Origin of the sequence: Burkholderia sp. Leaf177 (assembly GCF_001424345.1) — a bacterium.
Taxonomy (GTDB): domain Bacteria; phylum Pseudomonadota; class Gammaproteobacteria; order Burkholderiales; family Burkholderiaceae; genus Caballeronia.
Window position 1 is genome coordinate 388,404 of record NZ_LMPF01000025.1, and the last position, 22,655, is coordinate 411,058.

The following is a 22,655-nucleotide window of genomic DNA, read 5'->3' on the forward strand; positions in this document are numbered from 1 at the left end:
GCATGCAAGTCGATGCCCTGCGCCGACAGTTATTGTTGCTCGCCGCGAGCGGCGCATTGCTGCCCTTCGCGGCCCGCGAGGCCTTCGCGCAGGCACCTTCCATGAACAAACGCGCGATTCCATCGACGGGAGAAATGCTGCCCGTGGTCGGCTGCGGCACATGGCGAACCTTCGACGTTGGCAACGACGCCGCCGCTCAGGCACGGCTCGCCGACGTGCTGCAAATTCTCTTCGATAACGGCGGCTCGGTCATCGATTCATCGCCGATGTATGGATCGTCGGAAGCGGTCGCCGGTTCGGTGCTGACGCGCATGAACGCGCACAAGCGCGCGTTCGTGGCAACCAAGGTCTGGACGAGTGGACGCGATGCCGGCATTGCGCAGATGGAGAACTCGCTGCGCCTCTGGCAACAGCCGCGCATCGACCTGATGCAGATCCACAATCTGCTGGACTGGCAGACGCAGCTCGCCACCTTGCGTGACTGGAAAGCGCGTGGACGGATCCGGTATATCGGCGTGACGCATTACACGTCGAGCGCATTTGGCGAAGTGGAAGCCGTCATGCGTTCGGAGAAAATCGATTTCGTGCAGATCAACTACGCCGCCGATGACCGCGTCGCCGAAGAGACCTTGTTGCCTTTGGCGAAGGAACGAGGCATTGGCGTGATCGTGAACCAGCCTTTTGGTGGCGGCGGTTTGCTTGGCCGGCTGAAAGACAAACCCGTGCCCGAATGGAGCAAGGACATTGGATGCACGACCTGGGCGCAGCTGTTGCTCAAATTCGTGCTGTCGCATCCAGCGGTGACATGCGTCATTCCCGGAACCGGCCGGCCCGAATACATGCGCGACAACGTGCGCGCGGGATTCGGTAGTTATCCGGATGAATCGATGAGAAAGCAAATTGCAGCGGCGGTGAGTTGACGCGGTGCGGCTGCGGCAGCTCACACGACTGAAACCGCACGCGCTCCACTCTCATGATTCATCGAAGACGCCACGGCACGCCCCGAGCGCAACGCGAACAATGATATTGCACCTGTCAGACGGACGCGAGCTTCACTGAAGGCATGGGTTTGATTGGCCCCGCGCGCCGTCATTCCAGTCAGTTCCCTTGCTGTCTGCACGCACGCAAAGAGCGGTCCAATAGCGAGCTCCATTTGCGTATTCCACGCAAACACACGCTGCGTGCGTAAGGGCCTTAGCGCAACCTGCAACTCGTGCCAGCGACGGTCGAGCATACGCATGGATGCAATGCTTGCGTGCGCATCGAATGATGTCTCGCTCAGGCGCCTGATCTCGTCGAGTGCGGCGAGCACGCCTTGCACTTTGGTTTCAATGTGATGCGATGTGCGCAGCGGCATCATCAACACAGCGACCGCGACCGACACCACGCAGCCCACGAACACCTCTTCCACACGCATCTCGACGAGCGGTCCAATCGCGAAGCCCAGTTCGCCGTAGATAAGCCCGACGAGCACGGTGATAAAAAATACACCTTGCGCGTAAGAAGTCAGGATGAAATAGGCCCATCCAGAAACGCATACGATCATCGCGATGACGATCAAGACCGGCATGCCGTGAAGCGTTGCCACGAGCATTGCGCCGACTGCAACACCGGCCAATGTGCCGAGGACACGTTCGCCCGTCTTGCGGATCGTGTCGCCGCGTGAACGTGTACCGAGGAACACCACGAACGTGGTAATGACTGCCCAAAACCAGCGTTCCGGCGATACCGAATGCCCGATCATCATGGCGATCAGCGCGGCTGTCGTTGCCCTGCTTGCAGGCAGCCAGGAAAGAAGCCCGCGCCAGGAAACCACGGACGTCCTGGCTGCGTTGGCGCGTTTGGCCGCGCTCCCTGCATCGCGGCCCGCGCGTGCGAGACGTCTCAAGGCGATCCGCAAGCGCTCGCCGGTTTGATCGGTGAGCGCGCCTTCCGCACGTTCGCCTGCATGCATGGACGCGGCGACTTCCACATCGATCAATCTCGCGCGTAGTCGCGGCGCGCCAGAGAAGTCGAGCAGATCGAGTTGCTCTTCAACCGCCAGCGCCGCTTCGTTCAGCGACGATAAATGTGCGATCGCTTGCGCTTCGTCCGCGCGACGATCGGCGAGTACAAGCGCGGCGCGCTGCGCAACGGTACTGAGCGCGCGTTCCAACGTAGCGCGCGCTCGGGTGGGCACAAGTACGCGTCCAGTGAACACCACAATGCCAACGCCTGCCATCGATAAACCCAGCGTCGTGCACACATGGGAAAAACCCGGATGCAGATACAGCCCGAGGTAAAACGCGACCACAGCGGTCATTGCACTGCCGAGCGCACGCGGTCCACATGCCTGCACCAGCATGCCTGTGAAGAGCACCGCGAGAAACGCGGCATCGGCGGCGAGCGGCCACGCAGCAAGCGCACTTGCGACTACGAAACTCACACAGCCGGCGCCGTAGATTGCAGCGAGAGATTTCAACCAGCCGCGCCATCCTGCATCGCGAAGAAACAGCGGCGCGATCATCGCGAGCAATAACGCAAATGCGGCGAGTGTCGGCGGTTGATGCGTGGCTACGGTCCAGCTAATCGTCACGATCCCGGTCAGCAAGCACGCAAGCGCGCTTCGTAACGCGGTATGAAAACGCAACAAGCCGGGATCGGATCCGAGAAGCAGAGACAGCAAGCGGGACGACGGAACGGGTGTATTGAACGCATGGGCCGCGCGGGCGGCAGGCCGATGACGTTGCGCGCGATGAAAAATCTGCGCGATGGTGGCAATGGACATGTGTAATACCCGGGGCAAGTGCCGGCTACGGCTTGTGGCCGCTTCCGATACGACGAGTTCACTGCATATCGATCAGAAGAAATGCGGCGAACCCTCCTGTTTGCGTCGGGCAAAAAATTCAGCCGGGATCACCGAGTGAACGTCTTGCCAAAGAACGCGTACGAAACGTTGCACGCTTCGCGTATACCCGAATACTATCGCGTCAAAAATCCGTGCTCCAGGGTTTACCCGATTTGTTCCGGTCGACGCATTTCATCGACGGCCTCGCAAGCCTCCGATACCACCTGCGCGAGATCGACGAGTTCTTCCTCAGCCGTCGATGTCGCCTCGGCAAGCGAGGCAACCGCCGCGTCCAGCTCGCCAGCAGTGCCGCTTTCGCTCGAAAAATATTTGAGCGGCAAACTCGCGAGCGCTTCCGCATTTGCCGACGCTTCGTCGGTCAGCGCGCATAAACGCACCAGGTTTTCGCACAACAACTCGAGCGCCTGCGTTGCGCACTCGCACAGCGCCGGGTCGAATGCCGGATCATGCGCCATGAGATCGAGGATGCCTCGCGAGCGCTCTACCTCGCGTGCCAATGCGTAGCTCCGGTCGCGTGCGGTGCCGAGCCGCCTTGCATAGTCGCCGAGATGCAAGACTTGCTGCGCCGTATCGGTTGCCATCATCTTCTCCGTGCTCTCTGCGTGGCCGCGAACACGCGCTGCGAAAGCACGTATCAAAGTGGCCGGACCGCGATATTGTTTTATGGTCAGTCCGCGTTCGGCCTTATTTGCGGCCCCCGGTGCGAACTCGCAGCGGCGCTTGCAAGCTACCGCCGACAACGCCTTTACGGCATGTAAGGGAGAAGCTTTAACGAATTCTTCATATCTGAATACCGAGGCAAAATGGCATCGATTTGCACACGAGCCACGGCTCCAACCGATGGCCAAGCGCGTCGGTCTGCGGCATGATTTATCGTTTCCGAAACGCGTTGGAGAATGCTTTGAAACTCTCGGCCGCCATCCCGATCTTCCGCATCTTTTCAGTCGATAAAGCCAGGGAGTTCTACGTCGATTTTCTTGGTTTCAGGTGGGAATGGGAGCACCGGTTTGCAGAAGACGCTCCGCTCTACGCCCAGGTTTCGCGAGATGCAACGACGCTGCATCTGAGCGAACATTTCGGCGATGCCACGCCCGGATCGGCGCTGTTCGTTCCTGTCGAAAACATAGATGAACTGCATGCCGAACTCACGCAAAAGAATTATCGGCACGCGCGGGCGGGCGTCGAGACCATGCCTTGGGGACGTGTGCTAGCGGTATCCGATCCGTTCGGTAACCGCATCAGTTTCTGCGAGCGCGCCAAATGAAAAACGCCCGGTTCACAACATGCGAACCGGGCGCTCCATAAAATCAAATCAATGATCAGTCGGGCAAGCGATCGAGCGACTTCGGCTCGTGCATCGGGCAGCCATTGAACTGGCCGCGAAAGCCCGACGACATTTCGTAAGCCGGCTTGCGCGAGCGCTGCACGCCTCCAATTGGCCGATGCGCGCTAAGACCATGCCACGGGCTGAACGCAAGGCCATCATCCACTGCCGCGGAGCGAGCGTCGGTCCACGCGGGCTGCGCCGCCACGCGAATGCGCGCCACTGTCACGAACGGGCTTTCGTCCTCGGGCCATTGTTTAGATGCATCCTCAACCGGCATCTTCTCGATATCGGTCGCGAGCTGCACCCGGACTTCCCACTCGCCGCCCGTGGTCGCGAAGAAGTCGTTTACCGCTTCGCGCAAGCCATTGGGTTTGTCATCGAGATCGACGGGCGCATCTTTAAGCGCAGCGAGTTCCGGCGATACCGGCACGATCGCGATCTTCCCGTAGTACGAGCCATACAAAACGGGCACCACGGTGGAATACGTCTCGCCGAGCAGATTGGTTTTCGGATGACCGCCCAGGCTCTTCAGCGTGCCGCTCTCGCCGCCTAAGGCTTCGACTGCCGCTTCGGTCCCCCGCAACACAGCGGATAACGCCTGCTTCATGCCTGGCGCCTTGTCCGTCGTTTTGGCGAGCGCCTTGAGCGTGGTGAGAAATGCCTTTGGCGTTGCGGCGGTGAAAGCCAACGCGTTTTGCATCACGAAGTCTTGCGTCACTTGTCCTTCGGCGCCGGGCAATCGTTCCCCTTCCACGCCGATAATCTTCAACGCGAGTCCACGTGGCGTGGAGACCTTGTCATCGAGGATATCGCCAGGGTTCGTCGAGAAGCGCATGACGACCGGGAGGCTGCCCGCCTTGGCAAATGCGCCTTGCGCGAGTTCAAGCGGCAAACCTTCCGGCACGATCAATTCGCCCTGCAGCAAGCCGTGACTTTTCGCGTGAACGCTACGTACCGCGTGACCGTAATCAGCCGACGTGGTTTCGAGAATGCCTCGCAATGTAGCGACCAAGTCTTGCGTGGTCTCGGCTTCGTCGGCAGGGATTTGCTCGAAGGTGGAATCGAACGGCAAAGGGCGAATGCTTAGCGGTGTAGACATGTGGGACTCCAGGGGATTTATATGAACTTAACTAGCCAGCTAAAGAACGTTTCGTGCAATCGCCGTTCCCGGGAGCTTACGTTTCAAGCAATACGAAGCCTACTTTCATCAAACACCTTTATTACTTAAGTATTACGCTTAGCAAGTAATTTCCTTTATTTAATAATTCCTACACGTGTAATTTCTATCCTCTCGCTAGTTCATTTGGCGTCGTGCGTTCGCGCGTGACAACGTCTGTCTATCGTCAAGAGGACGCTTGTGTTCAACAGATCCGTCACCATCGCCTGGATGCTTTGCGCGATGCTTTTTTGTTCGATGCTCGCCGCCTGCGGCGATCACGATGCACCTTCCTCGTCCGTTTCGCCTTCGTTACCGCAAGCCGATATTTCCGCACCACTCCCGGCTAGTTCGTCGGATATCCAGAATTGGGCAATGCAGCAGACGCAGCCATCCACGGCTGTAGCGCGCCTCGCCCCACCGAAAGAATCACCCGCCTCGCCTGCGTCCGATCCCCTGCTGCCTCCCGTGATTCACGAGGCGGAGTGATATCGATGTACGACCCGCAAACTCTCATCCCCCACCCCGACTGACAAAAACCCATGACCTTAAAAAGCCGACGTGACTTTCTCAAGGCTGCCGTACAGGCCGCCGGTTCTGCAACTGCAATGGGCGTCGTGCCCGCAGGCATTCGCAACGCACTTGCCATCCCCGCCAACAACGTGCACGGCAGCATTCAGGACGTCGAGCATATTGTCGTGCTGATGCAGGAAAACCGTTCGTTCGATCATTACTTCGGCACACTGCAAGGCGTTCGCGGTTTCGGCGATACGCGCGCGGTCACGCTGCCCAACGGCAAGCCGGTTTTCAATCAGCCGCTGGCTGCGGGACTGGGCGAGGTGCTGCCGTTCCGTCCCAGCGCGCCCGATCTCGGCAACCAGTTCATCCAGGATTTGCCGCATGACTGGAAGTCCGGCAAAGGCGCCTATGACGACGGCCGATACGACCAGTGGGTGCCGTACAAAGGCACGACGACCATGGCGTACCTCACGCGCGAAGACATTCCGTTTCACTACCAGCTCGCCGACGCCTTCACGATCTGCGATGCGTACCACTGTTCGATCAATTCATCGACGGATCCGAACCGCTATTACATGTGGACCGGCTGGGTTGGCAACGACGGCAACGGCGGCGGTCCTGTCATCGACAACGCGGAGGTGGGCTATAGCTGGGGGTCGTATCCGGAAGTGCTGGAGAAAGCGAATATCTCGTGGAAGATCTATCAGGACGCGGGCACGGGACTCGACGCCAACGGATCGTGGGGCTGGACCAACGATCCGTACATTGGCAACTATGGCGACAACGCGCTGCTTTACCTGAATCAGTATCGCAATGCGCAGCCAGGTAGCGCGCTGTATCAGAAGGCGCGTACCGGCACGAACGCGCAAGCAGGCGACGGTTACTTCGATATCCTCAAGCGCGACGTTCAGAACAACGCGTTGCCGCAGGTCTCGTGGATCGTCGCGCCGGAAGCGTTCTCGGAACATCCGAACTGGCCGGCGAACTATGGCGCGTGGTATGTCGACCAGGTGCTGCAGATCCTGACCTCGAATCCGGAAGTCTGGAGCAAGACGGTTCTGCTCATCAACTACGACGAGAACGATGGTTTCTTCGATCACGTCGTGCCGCCGTTCCCGCCGACGTCCAAGGCTAACGGCAAGTCTACGGTCAGCACTGTCAACGAGATTTTCCCGGGCAACTCGACCTATCAAAGCGGCGCATACGGCCTTGGAACACGCGTGCCGATGCTGGTCGTTTCCCCGTGGTCGAAAGGCGGGTTTGTGTGCTCGGAAGTTTTCGATCATACGTCGGTGATTCAATTCATCGAAAAGCGTTTTGGTTCGCGCCCGAACGTCACCGAGTCGAATATCACGCCGTGGCGCCGCGCGATTTGCGGCGATTTGACGTCCGCGTTCAACTTCAAGAATCCGAACGCAGCGGTTCCGACGTTGCCGGATACGAGCAGCTATGCACCTGTGCAGAAAGTTCGTCATCCCGACTATGTTCCCATTCCGCCGGCTATTCAGGCAGTTCCGAAGCAGGAACCCGGTGTTCGCCAGGCGCGCGCGTTGCCTTATGAGTTGTTCGTTCACGCACATGCAGGCACGACCAACGGCGTCACGTTCGATTTCATCAACACGGGTAGTGTGGGCGCGACGTTCCTTGTCTTTACCGCGAACAGCACGACAGCGCCGAGCTGCTATACGGTTGGCGCCGGGGATCGTTTGCGTGACGAGCTGCCTTTAGGCGCTTCCAACGCATACGACTACGTGATTCACGGACCCAACGGTTTCCTCCGGCGCTTTGCCGGGAAGGCCGTCGAGCAGCATTGGTGGAGCGACAATCAGGCGATTGCGGAAGTGGTCGAAGGCTACGATGTCGCTAATGGCAATCTTCAGTTGCGCCTGAAGAATCTTGGGACCGGGAAGTGCAACTTCAAGATTGTTAGCGCTTATGAATCCGGCGCCAAGATCAAGCAGCCAATTCGCGGCGGCGGGACGGAGACGGTGTATCTGGACTTGCGTGACTCGTTCGGGTGGTATGACTTCACGATTACCATCGATACGGATAGCTCGTTCGTGCGGCGTTTCGCCGGGCATGTGGAGACGGGTAAGAGCAGTATGACGGATCCTGCACTGGGAGGTTGAGGCCTTTGATGCCCGAAGGCGCCGGACGGGCTGGTCGTTTGGCGTTTTCGGGCTTGGGGTTGGGGTGGTGCGGGGTTGGTGTTGGGTTCCTGCTGCTTATGTCTTCGCGGGTTTCGTTCTAGATGTTCTCTTGATCACTGTTAGCCACTGTCCGTGGCGGGACTTCATTTCTTTGTCCAACGGCGACAAAGAAACGAAGCAAAGAAAACGCCTCCCAACCGCTAATTCTTAACCCTACCCCTCCGTACCCCTACATCCACACGCTTCGCCACCAGTGCTCTCGGGCTAGTTCAAACGCTCCTGGCATTTGATGTTTCTTTTTTTTCTTTTGTCTTTACATGCCGGCATAACCCGCTGGTCGTGTTGAGTTTGCCTTCGCTACATCAGTGTTCTTCGATACCACGTACAACGGCGCTTCAGTCAGATTGAGTGACACCACGCCGTTGCTGTACGCAACGCTCGATGCATTGCCCATCCAGTCCAGAACCTGAACAGTGCCGCTCGTTCCCGGGGCATCCACAGCAAGCGTGTAAGCCACACTGTATGTCTGGCTGAAACCGCCGCTCGCACTCCACACCGCATTGTTGTGCGTCCACAAGGCGGTAACCGCGTTGCCGGTTCCGCGCTGCTCGAACGCGTAGGCGTAGACGCCCGACGGAACGCCGTTGACGGGTCCGAGCGTGGTCGTGCCGTCGAGCACGCGCGTCATCGTGGCAACCGCCAGCGCGGCCGGCTTCGGGCTGACGTGGCTCGCGCCAAACGATCCCTGCGCGTTCGATAAATCGAAGAAGGTGCCATAACCGGTTTCGCCCGGGTAATCCGCGCCATAGAACACGTAGGTCTGGTCCGCACCCTCACCAAGCAAAATGATGTGCGTGCGCGCAACGATCGCACCCTGCGCAAACAGCACGTTGGATGTCGGGTAGTCGGGTCCGTACGATGTCCCCAGGTCATAACTGATGCCCGTTTCCGTTACGAACAACTTCATGCCCGGCTTGTAATCCGCCTGCATCTCCTGCCGCAAATTGCGCATCTCGTTCGTCAACGCGTTCGCAGCATTGGCCAAGTTTGGATCGGTTGCCTGGCGCTCCGGCGGATGCGACGGCGATGTGCCGGCATCGTAATATCCATGCGTTGCAATGCCATCGAGGTATTGCGCAAACCCAAGCCGCGCCATCTTTTTCAGACGCTTGGTCGTCAGCGACGGAAACGCTCCCGTTGGCCCCATCACGACGGCGTTAGGGTCCGTTGCATGAAGACCCAAGTAGGCGAGCTTGTACAGCGCCACGAAATCGGCATCCGATCCCAGCCACGTCTGGTCCGGCTCCCAGGTGACCTGATAGTAGTTGTTCGACATCGACGGGAAGTACTTCTTCCGCATTAGTTCGGTTTCCGAACCAACCTGGCTCATGTACGTCTGATAACCCGGCTGGTCGTTCGGTAAGTACGAGCTGTCGTTGAATGCACCGGTCGGGCTGTCCCATCCAGGAATCCCGTCGAGACGCACGAGCCGCATGATCTGACTGCTTGCGTAGCCGGTATCCGCGGTCACGGCCGTGGCGGCGAAACTGTTGGGGCCGTTCGGCTCCGTGCTGGATAGCTGGCGGTCATCGATCGTGGATCTGATTCCAAGCGCATCGAGCATCGCAGTCCAGCCGTTGAACCCCTGCATGCCAAAACGATGCTGTTCCTGATGCGCATAGGTGGGAGCGGGGAGTATGGCGGTGACGTCGGGCAACACGCCGAAGGTCGCGAAGCCGGTCGGGCGCGTACCCGCGGTCGGGACGCTTCCACCCGCTTTCGCAAGCGTCGCCGATACCGCGAAATAACCCGCTACCGTCGATGTGCAATCGAGCGTCGTCATACTGCCGCCCGGCGGCGCCGCGAAACTGCCGCTCGCAACGGTCTTGCCGAGCGCGTCGCTTACGGTCCATGCCAGTGTGTCGGCGGCGGGCGGATTAGCCGATATCGCCAGGTGGAAAGCCGAGCCCGATGCAAACAAACGTGTGCCGTCGGCACTGGGGGTATCGACTGAAACCAGTCCGCTGCCCGGCAACGCCGCGCTCGTGACAGGCGACGCGCACGTCATGCGCATCGTCGCGCTTGTGACAGCCGAAGGGGACACGGGAGCCGGCGTCGCTCCTGCCGATACACCCGTGGTTCCACTCGTTCCCGAAGCGCTGCTGGAAGGACTGCCGGACGCCGTTGCAGATGTACCCGAAGCCGCGCCTGAGTTATTTCCGCTCGCCGCAGCCGCCGCGCCGCCGCCGCTGGCGGTGCCGCTGGAACCGTCACCGCCGCCACCTCCACCGCATGCGGCCAATGCAAGCAGGAGTAAATACATTGCATAGCTAAGTATCGCGTTCGTTTTCATTTTCGATGATCGCCCGGTCATAGCGATAAAGCAGAATCAGACACAGCGGTGCCCCCAGGCGCCTCTGAAAAGGAACCCGGCTGATGAGTAAATCGAGGAAAAGACCCGAAAAAATGGCTTATCGCTGAAACGAAAATTCGCGATAGACACGCAACAACGCCTTGAAGGTCTGAACGGATGTTACATAGACGAAACGTTTTGAACCAGTAAAAAAGGCGTAACAAGTTGTAACGTCTCATTATAAATCGGTAAATATATAATCATCATATTTAATAAACAGAGCTCATAAATGTTTTTGCGGCTTCTAATGATTCTTCAGGCAAATAACTGCGCTTTTATCATATGAAATCAATTTGAAGACGAATCAAAAATGAAACCTTTTTGAAGAGCTAGTAGACCCGCCAGGCCATAACCTGCGGTGCTCGTCACCATAAATTGCTTTACCATCTTTTATTTGCTGAACCGGACCAAGTTGACCTGAGACGGCAACCAATAATCCCCATGCGTGGTCACGCGTATCCTTAACTGATTAACGGCCGGCTTTTCGAGAACTTTAGCCTCGCGTTCTCATTCGATAATCCAATGCGTATCGGAAGCGCGAATCCAATTTTTCTGATTCATCTATGGGAAGCGTCTGAAGAAGATCGAAGCAAACCGCCTTATTTCCCACGCTCATCGCGCTCCGGATAAAGCACACCACGTAGCCGCGTCGCCGTTCTCGCCGTGCTTCTCCGCGTTGCCTTTATAATCCGCCATGATTCCAATTTCCCGCCTCCTTGCCTCCCGCCCTCTTCGCGCTCCCTGCGAAGTCCTTTCCTGTGCGGCGGCCTCATGAAAACGCCAAAAAGACTGCTGCCATTGCTGGAAGAAGGACTTATCGACGAGGTCATCGGCCAGTTGATGAGCGGCAAGGAAGCGACCGTCTATGTGGTGCGAAGCGGCGACTCAACGCGTTGCGCGAAGGTCTATAAGGACGCCAAACAGCGCAGCTTTCGTCAGGCCGCGTCGTATCGCGAGGGACGCACGGTGAAGAACAGCCGGCAAGCTCGCGCGATGGAAAAAGGCACGCGCTACGGCCGCCAGATGCAGGAAGAAGCGTGGCAAAACGCCGAGGTCGACGCGCTGTTCCGCCTCGCGAATGCAGGTGTTCGCGTGCCGCAGCCGTACATTTGCACGGACGGCGTGCTGCTGATGGAACTCGTGGTGGACGCACAAGGCGACGTCGCGCCGCGTCTGAACGATGTCGACATGAGCCATGATCGCGCACTCGAATTGCACGACGCTCTGCTGCGCGAAGTCGTGCGCATGTTGTGCGCGGGCATGATTCACGGCGACTTGTCGGAATACAACATCCTGCTTGCATCGGATGGGCCGGTGATCATCGACTTGCCGCAAGCCGTGGATGCCGCCGGCAACAACGAAGCCGCCGCCATGCTGCAGCGTGACGTGGATAACCTCGCCACGTACTTCGGCCAGTTCGCGCCGGAATTGTTGAAGGCGAGCTACGGCAAGGAAATGTGGGCGCTGTATGAAGCGGGTTTGCTCACCGTCGATACAAAACTCACAGGCCACGTAGAAGTCGATACAACCCCGGTCGATCTGGAAGCCGTGATGCAGGAAATCGAGGATATCCGGCTGGAAGAAGAAGCCCGTATTCGCCGCGAGCAGGAAGCCGGCGACTGACTAGCGGTTGCCTTCGAGCGCATCGGCCAGTGCCGACAACACCGGCCCGCATTGCGCCTCCACCTTGAATTGCAGGAGCGCATCCGCCCGGGTGTGCCCGAGATTGACCGCGGCGATGGGCTTGCCTGCACGCGTGGCCCACTCGCAAAATCGAAAGCCCGAATACACCATCAAGGAAGAGCCGAGCACGAGCATTGCATCGGCTTGATCGAGCGCGAGTGCAGCGGCGTCAACGCGCGTGCGCGGCACGCCTTCGCCAAAGAACACCACATCTGGCTTCAACATTCCGCCGCAGCGCGCGCAATGCGGCACGCTGACCGCGTTGAAGTCGTAGCCTTCGAGTTGTGCATCGCCGTCAGCAACCGGCAACGCTGCCAGTCCGACGAAGCCGGGGTTATCGGCAATGAGCCGTTGCTGGAGTGCGGCACGCGGGGTTTCGTCGCTGCAATCCATACAGCGCACGCGGCCTATGTTGCCATGCAGTTCAATCACGTCCGTATTGCCCGCGCTCGTATGCAAGCCGTCGACGTTCTGCGTCACGAGCCGATGAAACACGCCGAGCCGTTCCAGCCGCGCCACCGCCAGATGCGCCGCATTTGGCGCGGCGCCTGCGAGCATGGGCCAGCCGATCATGCTGCGTGCCCAATAGCGTTTGCGTGCGAATTCGGAGCCGAGAAAATCCTTCAGCAGAATAGGCGCCCGTCCGGTTCGCTGCCCTTCCTTGTCACGATAGCAAGGTATTCCGGATTCCGTACTAATTCCCGCGCCGGTCAATACAAACAGTCGCGGATACCGTTCGACGAACGCATGAAGCGGATCGGAGAGCGCGGCAGACGCGCTGGCGTAGGAAGTATTCATTGCCGAAATAGTAACGGCAATGCGTTTTGTTTGCTGAGAGAGCCGGCGGAACTTCACTCTCTCGCAAGCAAAAGAGGCATATTTCAAGGCAGCGCCCTGCCCGGCAAATACTTGCTGACGCCGCTCACGTGAAAAACGCGTCGTCACCCGTTATCACCGCGATATCGATTGATCGAAGCAAGCGTTCATACGAATGTACATTCTCACGTCTTGACGGGTTTCGGAAACAGCGGATAAGCAAGCAGCGCGCACGCGGCCGCAACCAGCCAGACCACGCCCCATGATCCGGCCGCGAGCAAATGCGGAATCGACAATGGCGTGATGAACAAACCTGCATATACAGCCGTGTTCGTCATCCCAAGCGCGGTTCCTGCGCGATCCTTGCCGCTCAGCGTGGCAAGTTCGGTATAAGCCACGCCATGCCACGCGGACACGCAAATCCCCGCGAACACAATGAAGCCTATCAGCCAGCCGGCCGGCAACCCGCACCCCGTCGCCGCTGCAAGCGCGACGAACGCCGCCACCGCGATCAACGTGGAGATCTTCGTATAGGCGCGCCGGTTGCCGTGTCTATCGGTGAAACGGCCGCTCCAGACGCGCATGACCATTGCGCCGAGCTGGAGGGCGACCATCGTGGCGGTGATGCCGGGCAAGCCGACGTGCGCGAAGTCGTGCAGGAAAACCGTGGCGAACGTGAGCACGGCGAATTGCGGGATGCAAAGAATGCCGATACCAAGCACCACGCGCCAGATCATCGTGTCGCGCAACGGACTGACGGCAGACGCGGCCGGGACGCGCGATGCAGCCGCTGCATGCAAGAGCGCTTCGGACGCGTCGGACATTTCCGGCGGTTCGCGAAGCCAGCGCCAGGCAAGACAGCCCGCCGCTGCGCACATAAACGCGAGTGCGCCGTAGACGAGCCGGAAGCCGCCCGTGGACGCAAGCCACGGCAGAATCAGCGCGCCAAGGCCGCCGCCGAGCGGCACGGCCGTCTGGCGGATGCTCATTGCAAGGCCGCGTTCGCCTTCCTGGAACCAGCGCATGATCGCGCGTCCGCTCGATCCGTTGACGCTGCCGCCGAGCAGTCCGACACCGCACATCGATACAACCAGCCATGACAACGAAGGCACCGACGCTGCCGATGGCACCACGAACAGCATCATGGCCAGGAACGCGAGAGCGACGGTCGCCAAGCCGGTCAGCAGGATCGGCCGATCGCCCCATCGGTCAGTGGCAACGCCCCACGGCAATTCGGATATCGCAACGCCCAGGCCCATTGCGCCGAGCGCCAGCCCGAGCGCCGCGTTGCCGAGGTGATAATCCGCGCGCAGCCAGACGGCCGTGGTCGGAATGCCCGCGATCGCTGCCGAAAAGCTGACATTCGCTGCAACACCCACGCCGAGGACTTTCCAGCGGTGAGAAGCGCCGAGACGGCGTCCGGTCGATTCAACCAGAGGGATTGCGCATTGAGTTTGCATCGCTTTATGGCGTCCGTTCAGGATTCAATGCCCCAAGTCTGACGCATCCCGACGATCCTGAATATCAAGTAATATCGCATCGATACTTCGATAAAACGGGATCATCGCCTTGTCACACACCAATTTCGATATCGCGTCGCTGCGCACCTTCGTGGTCGGCATGGAGCTCGGAAGTTTTGCGAAGGCGGCGGACCGGGTCGGGCGTTCGACATCGGCCGTAAGCGCACAGATCAAGAAGCTCGAAGAGCAGGCAGGCGTGCCGTTGTTCAAGAAGGCCGGCCGGAGTCTCGCGTTGACCGATGCCGGCGAAACCATGCTGCGTTTCGCGCGCCGTCTCATCGATCTCAACGACGAAACCGCCGTCGCCGTTCGCGGCCCGGATCTCGAGGGCTGGATCAGGCTTGGTTTGCAGGAGGATTTCGGCGAAATCATGTTGCCCGACGTGCTCGGCCGGTTTTCGCGCGCACATCCGAAGGTGCGCATCGAGGCGCGCGTGGCGCGCAACACCGAGCTGTTCGAGCGTATCGATTCGAACGAACTCGATCTCGCGCTGGTGTGGGGCGACCCGGCGCTGGCGGCGCGGGAAGTCCGGGCCGGCGTGCAGCATGAACTCATCGCCGAACCGCGGATGTGCTGGATCGGCTCGTCCACCCTGCCCTGGAATCCTGACGCCAACGAACCCCTGCCGCTCGTTGCGTTCGATCGTGCGTGCCTTTTCTTCAGCGCGGCAACCGCGGAACTGGATCGCGCGAACATCCGCTGGCGCGTCGCGTTCACGAGTCCGAGCTTGTCCGGATTGTGGGCCGCAGCCGCTGCCGGGCTCGGGCTGACAGTGCGCACGCAATACGGCTTGCCGAGGTCGGTGTGCGCGCTCGATGAACGCGCCGCCGGTCTGCCGGAATTGCCATCGTTGCCGTTGTCGCTCGTGCGGGCATCGGCGAAATCCGCGCCGCCTGTGGAGCGGCTCTCATCGATCATTCTCGACTCCGTGCGCGGTGGCTCGGCATCGTTCGAACGCATGGCGGCCTGAAGCGCTCTCGCGCTTTCTGCCGACGGCCCGCTTTTTGCTGAATCCGTCGTGAACACGAGACGGGAGCGCGACATGGCAGGACAGATGCAGCACGCAGCGAAGCTGGACGATATTCCCGCGGACCGCGGCATACGGGTAACGTTGTCCGAAACACCCATTCTCCTCGTGCGGCAAGGCGACAGCGTTCACGCTTTTTCGGCGGATTGCCCGCACGCTGGCGCGCCGCTCGAGGAAGGCGCTGTTTGCAACGGCCGGATCGTGTGTCCGTGGCACAAGGGCACCTTTGCGATAGCAGATGGAAGCGTGGTCGAACCGCCGGCGCTCTTCGGCTTGCAGCGGTATCCGGTATCCGTCGAAAACGGCAACGTGCTGGTCTCGCCCGAGGCCGATGAACCACCGGCGCACATCCCAAGCGCGGACACCCGCACGATGGCGATCATCGGCGCGGGCGCGGCGGGCGCTGCAGCGTGCACCGCGCTGCGTGAAGCGGGTTTCGACGGACGTATCGTAATGATCGGGCCGGAGTCTGGCGAGCCATACGACCGCACGGCGTTGAGCAAATTCGTGCCTGCAGGCGATATGCCGCCCGATGAAGTCCCGCCGCTGCTGCCGGAAGGTTTTGCCACGAAGCAGTGCATCGAGCGCATCGAAGCGCACGTAATCAAGCTCGATTCCGCCGATAAACGCATCGACTTGCCGAACGATCTCACGCTGCATTACGACGCGGCGTTGATCTGCACGGGCGGCATTCCGAAACCGATGGACGTACCCGGCGCAAACTTGCGTCGCGTGCACTTGCTGCGCTCGCGCGACGACGCTGCCATGTTCGTCGCTTCACTCGAAGGCGCAAAAAAAGCGGTGATCGTGGGCGCGAGTTTTATCGGGCTGGAGGTTGCGTCAGCGCTTAAGAAACGCGGTCTGGACGTGACCGTGATCGCGCCGGGAAAGATCGCGCTCGCGGCGCAATTCGGCGATGAACTCGGGCTGATGTTCCAGCGGCTGCACGAGCAGAACGGCGTCGTGTTTCGCATGGAATCGAAGGTGAAAGCGTTCACCGGCAGTGACGCAGTCGACCATGTCGAACTCGACAACGGCGAGAAGATTCCAGCGGACGTCGTGCTGATTGGAACCGGCATCAAACCCGCGACGGATTTCCTGCAAGGCATCACGCTCGCCGAAGACGGCGGCATCCCGGTCGATACCGCCATGCGCGCAGCGCCTTCGCTCTATGCGGCCGGCGACGTCGCGCAGTTCCCGCTTCCGCGCGCCAATATGGACTTGCGCATCGAACATTGGCGCGTCGCGCAACAACACGCGCGCGTTGCGGCGCTGAACATGGCCGGTGGCGACGAACACTACTCGGGCGTGCCCTATTTCTGGACCTATCATTTCAGCAAACGCTTCGAATACTTAGGCCATGCAATCGAGCATGACGACGCGGTGATCGACGGCGATCTCGGCTCGCAAGTTTTCATCGCTTATCTGATGAAGGATGGCACGGTCGCGGCGGTCGTCGCATGCGATCGCGAGGCATCGACGGCGAAGCTTGCCGAAGCAATGCGTTCGACGCTGACGCTCGATGAAGCGCGCCGCGCCGCAGGCAACGCAGGCTGATTCGGCCATGGCAACGAAACCCATCGGCATGTCGCCCGATCAGCAGCCTGAGCATCTCGACCAGTGCCGCCGATGCATATTGTGGGAAGCGGCAACGCAAGCAGTGCCGGGCATCGGTCCGCATCGCGCACCTTTGATGATGGTCGGCGAGCAACCGGGAGATCAGGAGGATTTGCAGGGCAAGCCGTTCGTCGGCCCGGCCGGCGCGCTCCTTGATGACGCGCTCCAGGAAGCCGGTGTAGACCGCTCGCAAGTCTATGTAACGAACGCGGTGAAGCATTTCAAATGGGAACCGCGAGGCAAGCGCCGGCTGCATAAAACGCCTGCTCAACGCGAGATCGATGCATGCCATTACTGGATCGAACGCGAACTTGCGGAGCACGATCCGAAGGTTATCGTTGCCTTGGGCGTCACCGCGTTGAAGTCGGTTCTACAGAGATCGACTGTGAAACTTCAGGCGTCGATGGGCGAAGCAATCGAGCATGACGGACGTCTCGTCATCGCGACATTTCATCCGTCGTATGCACTTCGAGCGCCCGACGCACAGGCGCGCGATGCCGCATTTCGCGCGATCGTGGATGCGTTGAAACTTGCTCGTCGATTGATCAGCGAACGCAGCACATAACGGAGGACACGGCATGGCAACCGCATCGAAAACCACGGGCAAACGCAACACGACGCGGCAAAAACACGCGCGCGCCAAACCAAAGACAGCGAAGACCACAAAAACATCGGATTCAAAACGCTGGTCGCATCACGTGATGGAAACCAGCGATGCAATGGACATTCAGACGGACATTTTCAAGGAAGGCACCGCGCAGGAGATCGCGGACTCCTTGAAGAAGTCGTCGACGCGCAGCAACCGTCGCAAGGGCACGCCGTTCCAGTCGGCCATGTCGATGCTGAACTTCTACATCAATCGCGCAGGGCGCAATTTGCCCAAGTCGCGGCGCACGATCCTTGATAACGCGAAAAAGCGGCTACGCGAAGCGTTTGGCCGCAAGCCCTGAGGAACGCAACTTGCTGCAACGCTTGTCTGCGATCGCGAACCGCCGGTCACGGCCGTGCGACTTGCATAAGGAGAAGTGATGCCTGAGAACACCGATCTCAATCCCGGCGATGAAGCTGCGCCCGGCACCCCGGGCACCGGCGAGAACCTCTGCCCGGACTGCAACGGTTCAGGCAAAAAAGAAGGCCAGAAATGCCCGACTTGCGACGGCTTGGGCAAGGTCATCGAAGGAATCGGCGGTGCGTGATTACATGTTTCGCACGTCGATTTGCAGCGTAGCGATACTCGCAAGCATGCTGAATGGTTGCGCGGGCACCGCGTCCGATGGGTCGATCGGTTTTGGTCCCTCGCCTACATTGCCTCCGCCTCACTCGACTATCGTTCCAACGCTCAACGTAGCGCCCGCCAAACCCTGGCCCGAAGGCACGATGCCGACCGCCGCAAAGGGATTCGCGGTAAACGCATTTGCGAAGGGACTCGATCATCCGCGCTGGCTCACGACTTTGCCCAACGGCGACGTTCTTGTGGCCGAGAGCAACGCGCCCGCCCAGCATGACGCCAAAGCCGGCCTGAAAGGATGGATCACGAAGCAGTTTCAGAAACGCGCGGGCGCGGGCGTCGTGAGCCCCGACCGCATCATTCTTTTGCGCGATACCAAGGGCAATGGCGTAGCTGACATGCGAAGTGTTTTCATCGACAAGCTGCACTCGCCGTTTGGCATGGTGCTCGTCGGCGACGATCTGTATGTGGCGAATACCGACGCCATCCTGCATTTCAAATACCACACAGGCGACACATCCATTACCGGCCCCGGGGAAAAACTGACGGACTTGCCGGCCGGTCCTATCGATCATCATTGGACCAAGAACCTTATTGCAAGCCGCGATGGCAAGCTGCTTTATGCGACCGTCGGTTCCAACAGCAACGCAGGCGAAAACGGCATCGAAGCGGAAGAAGGACGCGCGGCAATCATGGAGATCGACCGGGCGACAGGCAAGTCGCGCATCTTTGCATCGGGCCTGCGAAATCCTAACGGCATGTCGTGGAATCCCGAAAGCGGCGCGCTCTGGACCGTGGTTAACGAGCGCGATGAACTCGGTAACGATCTTGTGCCTGACTACATGACGTCGGTGAAAGACGGTGCTTTCTACGGCTTCCCGTATAGCTATTACGGCCAGCATGTCGACACACGTGTAAAGCCGCAAAACCCGGAGATGGTCGCGAAAGCCATTCCTCCGGATTACGCGGTCGGATCGCATACAGCTTCCTTGGGTCTTACGTTCTACGATGCAACCTTGTTCCCGCAGAAGTATCGGAATGGCGCGTTCATAGGTCAGCATGGATCGTGGAATCGCAAGCCGCGAAGCGGCTACAAAGTCATTTTCGTACCATTCGCACACGGCAAACCGTCGGGACCGCCTGAAGATATCCTGACCGGATTTTTATCGTCCGATGGCGATGCGCGCGGGAGACCAGTCGGCGTCACGCTCGATCACGCGGGCGCATTGCTCGTGGCCGACGACGTTGGCAACGCGGTCTGGCGCGTCACGCCAGCGCAAACCGCGGCCGGGAACTGATGGCGCGGCGCGCTGCATCGGCGAATGGATTGTTTGCCGTGGCCGAAGCCACGTTGATCAATCTTTACGATGGCGGCGTGCTGTCGCCCGCGGTTCTCGAACGCGTGATCGCAGGCTTTGCGAACAGCGCGATCGACTGGCATTCGGCACTTGAACTCAAAAGCGTGGACGGCAGGTCGCTGCACGAAGTCGTCGCCATCACGATGATGCCCGGGCGCGCGATCCGCAATCCATCGAAGGAATTTTTCGCCGTGGTCGAGCATGTTGGCGGCCGCCGCACAGCATCGCAAAAGGAACAGCAAGAGCCGGAAACGCAGGAAGATTCCGTCGACGATGAACCTGACAACGAACTCATGAGTCAGCTTGCGGGCGCCAGCCTTAAAGGCAGCGCGGCCGCCAAAAAAGCCGCTAAACCCGCACAGAAAACCGCGCCTTCTGCGGGTTTCAATCCGCTCTTCCATGCCACGCCGCCAGGCCGCGCACGCAAGTCATAGCACTGTCTTTGACTCATGTCATGGTTGATCTGCAACGCTATCCTCCTATACACGGCACAATACTCAAGTGCCTGATCGATAGCGACCCGCATGAGTGACCCGGCCCGCATGACGGCCGGACCAGAGTGACACCGAACCATCTTTCAACGGATATCAACGGACACGACATGGACACACAGGCAACTTCCACTTCCCCGCGCCTTTCCCCCGACGAATTACGCAAGATCGACGCATATTGGCGCGCCTGCAATTATTTATCGGTGGGCATGATTTATTTGCGTGCCAATCCGCTGCTGCGCGAACCGCTGAAAGCCGAGCACATCAAGCGACGTCTTCTCGGGCATTGGGGCTCGGATCCAGGCCAGTCGTTCACCTGGGTCCATTTGAACCGGCTGATCATCAAGGAAGACCTGAACGTGATGTTCGTCTCAGGCCCCGGTCACGGCGCGCCGGCAACGCTATCGAATTCGTATCTCGAAGGTTATTACTCCGAGGTCTATCCAGATCGTAGCGCCGATGAAACCGGCATGCTGCGCCTCTTCAAGCTGTTTTCATCGCCGGGGGGAATCGGGTCGCATTGCACGCCTGAAACACCGGGATCCATCCACGAAGGCGGCGAACTGGGTTATAGCCTTTCGCATGGCTTCGGCGCGGCTTTCGATAACCCCGACCTGATCGTGGCGGTCATGGTCGGTGATGGCGAAGCCGAAACGGGTCCGCTTGCAACGTCGTGGCATTCGAACAAGTTTCTGAATCCCGTAGAGGACGGCGCGGTCCTGCCCATCCTGCACTTGAACGGCTACAAGATCGCGAACCCGACCATCCTTGCGCGCATTCCGCAGGAAGAGCTCGAAGCGCTCATGACGGGTTACGGCTACAAGCCGCACTTCGTGTCGGGCTCGGACCCGGCGGCAATGCATGAATTGATGGCGCAGACGCTCGAGACGTGCATCGCAGAGATCCGAGCGATTCAGGCGCACGCGCGTTCAACGGGCGACACAACCCGTCCGCGCTGGCCGATGATCGTGCTGCGTTCGCCCAAAGGCTGGACAGGTCCGAAAGAGGTCGATGGCCACAAGGTCGAGGATTTCTGGCGCGCGCATCAAGTGCCCGTGCTCGACCCGGCGACCAACGCGAAGAGCCTGAAGATCGTGGAAACGTGGATGCGCAGCTACAAGCCGGAAGAGCTTTTCGACGAACACGGCACGCTCATAGAAGAGCTGCGCGAGATGGCGCCGAAGGGCGAGCGCCGCATCAGCGCGAATCCGCATGCGAATGGCGGACGTTTGCGTCGCTCGCTGGATCTGCCGGACATTCGCGACTACGCATACAAGGTCAAGGACCCGGGCGGCACGTATCAATCGTCGACTGCAGTGCTTGCAACCTGGTTGCGCGATGTCATCAAGCGCAACATGAACTCGTTCAAGCTCTTCGGCCCCGATGAAACCGCAAGCAACAAACTTGACGGCGTGTATGAAGCCTCCGGCAAGCGCTGGATCGCGGAATTCAAGCCTGAAGACAGCGACGGCGGTGCTTTATCGACCGATGGCCGCGTCATGGAAATGCTCAGCGAACATACGCTCGAAGGCTGGTTCGAAGGGTATGTACTGACGGGACGGCATGGACTTCTCGCGACTTACGAAGCGTTCGTGCACGTGATTGATTCCATGTTCAACCAGCACGCGAAGTGGCTCGAAAAGGCAAAGCTTGAACTCGACTGGCGCGCGCCCGTGCCTTCGGTGAACCTGCTGATCACGTCTCTCGTATGGCGTCAGGATCACAACGGCTTCACGCACCAGGACCCGGGTTTTCTCGATGTCGTCACGAACAAGAGTCCTGAAGTCGTGCGCATCTATTTGCCGCCCGACGCAAACTGCCTGCTGAGCGTGATGGATCATTGCCTTCGTTCGCGTGACTATGTGAATGTGATCGTCGCGGACAAGCAGCCGCATTTGCAGTACCTCGATACGGAAGCGGCGCTTGCGCATTGCGCGAAGGGCATTGGCATCTGGGACTGGGCATCGACGGATCAGAACAGCGAGCCCGACGTGGTGATGGCGTGCGCCGGCGACATCGCGACCATGGAATCGTTGGCCGCGGTCGAAATCCTGAAGGAGCGTTTCCCCGACCTCAAGATCCGCTTTGTGAACGTGGTCGACATTTTCCGCCTGATGCCCGAGACCGACCATCCGCACGGCCTGTCGGATCGCGATTTCGATTCCATTTTCTCGCGCGAAAAGCCGGTGATCTTCAACTTCCACTCGTACCCGACGCTGGTTCACAAGCTCACGTATAACCGGACGAATCACGAAAACATGCATGTGCATGGGTATCGCGAACGCGGCAACATCAACACGCCGTTCGAACTCGCGATCATCAATCAGGTGGACCGTTTCTCGTTGTGTATCGACGTGATCGATCGCGTGCCGCGTCTGCGCGATACCGGCGCACATACCAAGAACTGGTTGAAGGACCAGATCAACGAGAGCATTGGCTACGCGCATGCGGAAGGCATCGATCGCGATGAAATCCGCAACTGGGCGTGGAAAGACTGACGCC

19 protein-coding genes are annotated in these 22,655 nt (G+C 59.6%); 13 read left to right on the forward strand and 6 right to left on the reverse strand.

Going from position 1 to position 22,655, the window contains the following annotated elements:
* Nucleotides 1–2 precede the first annotated feature (2 nt).
* A complete protein-coding gene (locus ASG35_RS28370; RefSeq protein ID WP_082508652.1) occupies nt 3–920 on the forward strand; it encodes an aldo/keto reductase in 918 nt (305 codons plus the stop codon).
* Nucleotides 921–940: 20 nt separating this feature from the next.
* Here the strand turns inward: ASG35_RS28370 and ASG35_RS28375 are convergent, their stop codons facing one another.
* Both ASG35_RS28375 and ASG35_RS28380 read right to left on the reverse strand, forming a co-directional pair.
* On the reverse strand, nt 941–2,767 hold the full coding sequence (locus tag ASG35_RS28375; protein ID WP_056365605.1) for an FUSC family protein: 1,827 nt from the start codon (nt 2,765–2,767) through the stop codon (nt 941–943).
* Nucleotides 2,768–2,991: 224 nt separating this feature from the next.
* On the reverse strand, nt 2,992–3,429 hold the full coding sequence (locus tag ASG35_RS28380; protein ID WP_156393411.1) for a hypothetical protein: 438 nt from the start codon (nt 3,427–3,429) through the stop codon (nt 2,992–2,994).
* Between the two features lie 320 nt (nt 3,430–3,749).
* On the opposite strand from ASG35_RS28380, the gene ASG35_RS28385 reads away from it, so the two are divergent.
* Nucleotides 3,750–4,112, forward strand: a complete 363-nt coding sequence (locus ASG35_RS28385) for a glyoxalase superfamily protein (protein ID WP_056366125.1) — start codon at nt 3,750–3,752, stop codon at nt 4,110–4,112.
* 55 nt (nt 4,113–4,167) lie between these two features.
* Here ASG35_RS28385 and ASG35_RS28390 read toward each other — a convergent pair whose 3' ends face one another.
* The gene (locus ASG35_RS28390) at nt 4,168–5,274 is read right to left on the reverse strand and encodes a catalase family protein (protein WP_056365610.1); all 1,107 of its coding nucleotides are present in this window, start codon (nt 5,272–5,274) and stop codon (nt 4,168–4,170) included.
* Nucleotides 5,275–5,873: 599 nt separating this feature from the next.
* On the opposite strand from ASG35_RS28390, the gene ASG35_RS28395 reads away from it, so the two are divergent.
* Complete coding sequence (locus ASG35_RS28395; protein ID WP_056365613.1) at nt 5,874–7,979, forward strand: phosphocholine-specific phospholipase C; 2,106 nt, start codon at nt 5,874–5,876, stop codon at nt 7,977–7,979.
* Nucleotides 7,980–8,313: 334 nt separating this feature from the next.
* Here ASG35_RS28395 and ASG35_RS28400 read toward each other — a convergent pair whose 3' ends face one another.
* Nucleotides 8,314–10,074 carry a hypothetical protein gene (locus ASG35_RS28400; protein ID WP_235527751.1) on the reverse strand — a complete coding sequence of 587 codons (1,761 nt, stop codon included), beginning with the start codon at nt 10,072–10,074 and terminating at the stop codon, nt 8,314–8,316.
* On the opposite strand from ASG35_RS28400, the gene ASG35_RS32375 reads away from it, so the two are divergent.
* Together ASG35_RS32375 and ASG35_RS28405 are read left to right on the forward strand one after the other, a co-directional pair.
* Nucleotides 10,067–10,330 carry a hypothetical protein gene (locus ASG35_RS32375; RefSeq protein ID WP_235527752.1) on the forward strand — a complete coding sequence of 88 codons (264 nt, stop codon included), beginning with the start codon at nt 10,067–10,069 and terminating at the stop codon, nt 10,328–10,330. The two genes, ASG35_RS28400 and ASG35_RS32375, sit on opposite strands and share 8 nt — an antisense overlap.
* Nucleotides 10,331–11,184: 854 nt before the next feature.
* Nucleotides 11,185–12,036, forward strand: a complete 852-nt coding sequence (locus ASG35_RS28405) for a PA4780 family RIO1-like protein kinase (RefSeq protein ID WP_056365619.1) — start codon at nt 11,185–11,187, stop codon at nt 12,034–12,036.
* Here ASG35_RS28405 and ASG35_RS28410 read toward each other — a convergent pair whose 3' ends face one another.
* Both ASG35_RS28410 and ASG35_RS28415 read right to left on the reverse strand, forming a co-directional pair.
* Nucleotides 12,037–12,894: an NAD-dependent protein deacetylase gene (locus ASG35_RS28410; protein WP_056365622.1), complete on the reverse strand. Its 858-nt coding sequence runs from the start codon at nt 12,892–12,894 to the stop codon at nt 12,037–12,039.
* A gap of 203 nt (nt 12,895–13,097) precedes the next feature.
* On the reverse strand, nt 13,098–14,372 hold the full coding sequence (locus tag ASG35_RS28415) for an MFS transporter (RefSeq protein ID WP_056365625.1): 1,275 nt from the start codon (nt 14,370–14,372) through the stop codon (nt 13,098–13,100).
* Between the two features lie 109 nt (nt 14,373–14,481).
* Between ASG35_RS28415 and ASG35_RS28420 the strand changes: the two genes are divergently transcribed.
* From ASG35_RS28420 to ASG35_RS28450, 8 genes are all read left to right on the forward strand, one after another.
* The gene (locus ASG35_RS28420; protein WP_056365629.1) at nt 14,482–15,402 is read left to right on the forward strand and encodes a LysR substrate-binding domain-containing protein; all 921 of its coding nucleotides are present in this window, start codon (nt 14,482–14,484) and stop codon (nt 15,400–15,402) included.
* A 72-nt stretch (nt 15,403–15,474) separates the two neighbouring features.
* A complete protein-coding gene (locus ASG35_RS28425; protein ID WP_056365633.1) occupies nt 15,475–17,016 on the forward strand; it encodes an FAD-dependent oxidoreductase in 1,542 nt (513 codons plus the stop codon).
* Nucleotides 17,017–17,023: 7 nt separating this feature from the next.
* Nucleotides 17,024–17,641: a UdgX family uracil-DNA binding protein gene (locus ASG35_RS28430; RefSeq protein ID WP_235527753.1), complete on the forward strand. Its 618-nt coding sequence runs from the start codon at nt 17,024–17,026 to the stop codon at nt 17,639–17,641.
* 13 nt (nt 17,642–17,654) lie between these two features.
* Entirely contained in the window at nt 17,655–18,026 is a 372-nt protein-coding gene (locus tag ASG35_RS28435; protein ID WP_056365644.1) for a DUF3175 domain-containing protein, read from the forward strand.
* Between the two features lie 78 nt (nt 18,027–18,104).
* Nucleotides 18,105–18,272: a hypothetical protein gene (locus ASG35_RS32015; RefSeq protein ID WP_200945798.1), complete on the forward strand. Its 168-nt coding sequence runs from the start codon at nt 18,105–18,107 to the stop codon at nt 18,270–18,272.
* Between the two features lie 46 nt (nt 18,273–18,318).
* Complete coding sequence (locus ASG35_RS28440; RefSeq protein WP_056366127.1) at nt 18,319–19,602, forward strand: PQQ-dependent sugar dehydrogenase; 1,284 nt, start codon at nt 18,319–18,321, stop codon at nt 19,600–19,602.
* Complete coding sequence (locus tag ASG35_RS28445; protein WP_056365647.1) at nt 19,602–20,096, forward strand: hypothetical protein; 495 nt, start codon at nt 19,602–19,604, stop codon at nt 20,094–20,096. The genes ASG35_RS28440 and ASG35_RS28445 overlap by 1 nt, the downstream gene beginning before the upstream one ends.
* Nucleotides 20,097–20,263: 167 nt before the next feature.
* Nucleotides 20,264–22,651, forward strand: coding sequence for a phosphoketolase family protein (locus ASG35_RS28450; protein WP_056365650.1), 2,388 nt, complete (start codon nt 20,264–20,266; stop codon nt 22,649–22,651).
* Nucleotides 22,652–22,655 lie beyond the last annotated feature (4 nt).